The sequence below is a fragment of the Flavobacterium sp. MEB061 genome, from assembly GCF_000834715.1.
In the GTDB taxonomy this organism is placed as follows: Bacteria; Bacteroidota; Bacteroidia; order Flavobacteriales; family Flavobacteriaceae; genus Flavobacterium; species Flavobacterium pectinovorum.
This window is the reverse complement of sequence record NZ_JXQR01000025.1, coordinates 1-3,574: the sequence shown is the minus strand read 5'-3', so window position 1 is coordinate 3,574 and position 3,574 is coordinate 1. Positions and strand designations below refer to the sequence as shown.

Sequence of the window (3,574 nt, the reverse complement as noted above, 5' to 3'; positions counted from 1 at the left end):
GGGGTCGGCAGTTCGAGTCTGCCCGGGACTACTTTTTTAAGAATTTCAATTGGTAATTTAATTAAAAATTGAGAATTAAAAATTAAAAAAGACTGAAATACTTAGAAAAAAGGAAATTTTAGAAGTTGAAAGATTAAGAATCAAAAAGTTCATAATTTTTAATTCACGATTTTTAATTTTTAATTAAAATGGGGGATTAGCTCAGCTGGCTAGAGCGCCTGCCTTGCACGCAGGAGGTCAACGGTTCGACTCCGTTATTCTCCACTGGTTTACTATAAAGATAGTAAATAAAAGTTCATTGACATATTGAGATAAGAAAATAATAAAAAGTAGAAAGCGTTTTTTGTTATAGTAGCAATACAAATAACAAAAGACAAAAAAAACGGTCTTAATTAATTTTAAGATTGGTACAATAAGCAAAATAAGGGCGTATGGGGGATGCCTTGGCTCTCAGAGGCGATGAAAGGCGTGATAAGCTGCGAAAAGCTGCGGGGACGGGCACACACCGATTGATCCGCAGATACCTGAATGGGGCAACCCACTATGTTGAAGACATAGTACACCGATAGGTGGGCAAACCCGCTGAACTGAAACATCTAAGTAGGCGGAGGAGAAGAAAACAAAAGTGATTCCGTAAGTAGTGGCGAGCGAACGCGGATTAGCCCAAACCAGTGCTGTTACGGCAGTGCTGGGGTTGTAGGACCACGACATTTTATGCACAAGGAACCGGAAGTTGCTGGAAAGTGACGCCAAAGAGGGTGATAGCCCCGTATGGGTAACAAGTGTAATAGATAGTGGTATCCTGAGTAGGGCGGGGCACGTGAAACCCTGTCTGAATTTGGCGGGACCATCCGCTAAGGCTAAATACTCCTGAGAGACCGATAGTGAACCAGTACCGTGAGGGAAAGGTGAAAAGAACCGTGAATAACGGAGTGAAATAGATCCTGAAACCATACGCTTACAAGCGGTCGGAGCCCTTTCGTGGGGTGACGGCGTGCCTTTTGCATAATGAGCCTACGAGTTAACGTTGCTGGCAAGGTTAAGTGGTTAAGCCACGGATCCGTAGCGAAAGCGAGTCTGAATAGGGCGCTTTAGTCAGTAGTGTTAGACGCGAAACCGTGTGATCTACCCATGGGCAGGATGAAGCGCTGGTAACACAGTGTGGAGGTCCGAACCGGTTGACGTTGAAAAGTCTTCGGATGACCTGTGGGTAGGGGTGAAAGGCCAATCAAACTCGGAAATAGCTCGTACTCCCCGAAATGCATTTAGGTGCAGCGCTGAATTAAGTTATATAGAGGTAGAGCTACTGATTGGATGCGGGGGCTTCACCGCCTACCAATTCCTGACAAACTCCGAATGCTATATAATGTTTCTCAGCAGTGAGGGCTTGGGTGCTAAGGTCCAAGTCCGAGAGGGAAAGAACCCAGACCATCAGCTAAGGTCCCCAAATATACACTAAGTTGAAAGAACGAGGTTTGTCTGCCCAGACAGCTAGGATGTTGGCTTGGAAGCAGCCATTCATTTAAAGAGTGCGTAACAGCTCACTAGTCGAGCGGACGAGCATGGATAATAATCGGGCATAAGTGTATTACCGAAGCTATGGATTTAGAGTTTACTCTAAGTGGTAGGGGAGCATTCCAGCAGGGTTGAAGGTGTATCGTAAGGTATGCTGGACTGGCTGGAAAAGAAAATGTAGGCATAAGTAACGATAATGCGGGCGAGAAACCCGCACACCGAAAAACTAAGGTTTCCACAGCTATGCTAATCAGCTGTGGGTTAGTCTGGTCCTAAGGCGAACCCGAAAGGGACAGTCGATGGCTAACGGGTTAATATTCCCGTACTACTAATTACTGTGATGGGGTGACGGAGTGATGAAAGCGCCGCGAACTGACGGAATAGTTCGTTGAAGTACCTACCTATAAGAGATGCAGGCAAATCCACATCTTTTGGGGAAATACGATAGTACTCGGAGTCTTCGGACAAAGAGATAGTGCGCCTAAGGGCTTCCAAGAAAAACCTCTAAACTTCAGGTAATTAGTACCAGTACCGTAAACCGACACAGGTAGTTGAGGAGAGAATCCTAAGGTGCTCGAGAGATTCATGGCTAAGGAATTAGGCAAAATAGACCTGTAACTTCGGGAGAAAGGTCGCCAGCGCAAGCTGGCCGCAGTGAAGAGGTCCAGGCGACTGTTTATCAAAAACACAGGGCTCTGCAAAATCGTAAGATGAAGTATAGGGCCTGACACCTGCCCGGTGCTGGAAGGTTAAGAGGAGATGTTATCTTCGGAGAAGCATTGAATTGAAGCCCCAGTAAACGGCGGCCGTAACTATAACGGTCCTAAGGTAGCGAAATTCCTTGTCGGGTAAGTTCCGACCTGCACGAATGGTGTAACGATCTGGACACTGTCTCAGCCATGAGCTCGGTGAAATTGTAGTAACGGTGAAGATGCCGTTTACCCGCAGTGGGACGAAAAGACCCTGTGCACCTTTACTATAGCTTAGTATTGACCTTGGATAAATGATGTGTAGGATAGGTTGGAGACTGTGAAGTGGCGTCGCCAGGCGTTGTGGAGTCATTGTTGAAATACAACCCTTTGTTTATCTGAGGCCTAACCCCGCAAAAGCGGGGGACATTGCTTGGTGGGTAGTTTGACTGGGGTGGTCGCCTCCAAAAGAGTAACGGAGGCTTCTAAAGGTTCCCTCAGTACGCTTGGTAACCGTGCGTAGAGTGCAATGGCATAAGGGAGCTTGACTGAGAGACATACAGGTCGATCAGGTACGAAAGTAGAGCATAGTGATCCGGTGGTTCCGCATGGAAGGGCCATCGCTCAAAGGATAAAAGGTACGCCGGGGATAACAGGCTGATCTCCCCCAAGAGCTCATATCGACGGGGGGGTTTGGCACCTCGATGTCGGCTCGTCACATCCTGGGGCTGGAGAAGGTCCCAAGGGTTGGGCTGTTCGCCCATTAAAGTGGCACGCGAGCTGGGTTCAGAACGTCGTGAGACAGTTCGGTCTCTATCTACTGTGGGCGTTAGAAATTTGAGTGGATCTGATTCTAGTACGAGAGGACCGAATTGGACAAACCTCTAGTGTATCTGTTGTCCCGCCAGGGGCACCGCAGAGTAGCTACGTTTGGAAGGGATAAGCGCTGAAAGCATATAAGCGCGAAACCCACCACAAGATGAGATTTCTTTTAAGGATCGTGGAAGATGACCACGTTGATAGGCTATAGATGTAAAGGCAGTAATGTCATAGTCGAGTAGTACTAATAATCCGTAAGCTTATGTACACCCTTTTCTCCCGACTACGGTCGGGAGAAGAAACTTTCTAAATAAAAATACTTTTCTTTATCTCAGTATGTTAAGATATTTGCTCGACGCAGAGCAGTAATAGTCCAAAGTAATAAGTGGTTAGTGAAAACTAATTACTAAGCACTAAGAACTAATTACTAACAACCTTAAGGTGGTTATTGCGGCGGGGCTCACCTCTTCCCATCCCGAACAGAGTAGTTAAGCCCGCCTGCGCAGATGGTACTGCAGTTATGTGGGAGAGTATGTCGTCGCCTTTCTTTT

The 3,574-nt window shown here is 46.7% G+C and carries 1 tRNA gene and 2 rRNA genes; all 3 read left to right on the top strand.

From position 1 onward, the window contains the following. Positions 1–190: 190 nt before the first annotated feature. Positions 191–264: transfer RNA gene (locus tag RT99_RS13395), tRNA-Ala, on the top strand. 146 nt (positions 265–410) lie between these two features. Beyond that, a 23S ribosomal RNA gene (locus tag RT99_RS13390) occupies positions 411–3,291 on the top strand. A gap of 169 nt (positions 3,292–3,460) precedes the next feature. After that, positions 3,461–3,570, top strand: a 5S ribosomal RNA gene (gene rrf / locus RT99_RS13385). The last annotated feature ends 4 nt before the right edge of the window (positions 3,571–3,574 follow it).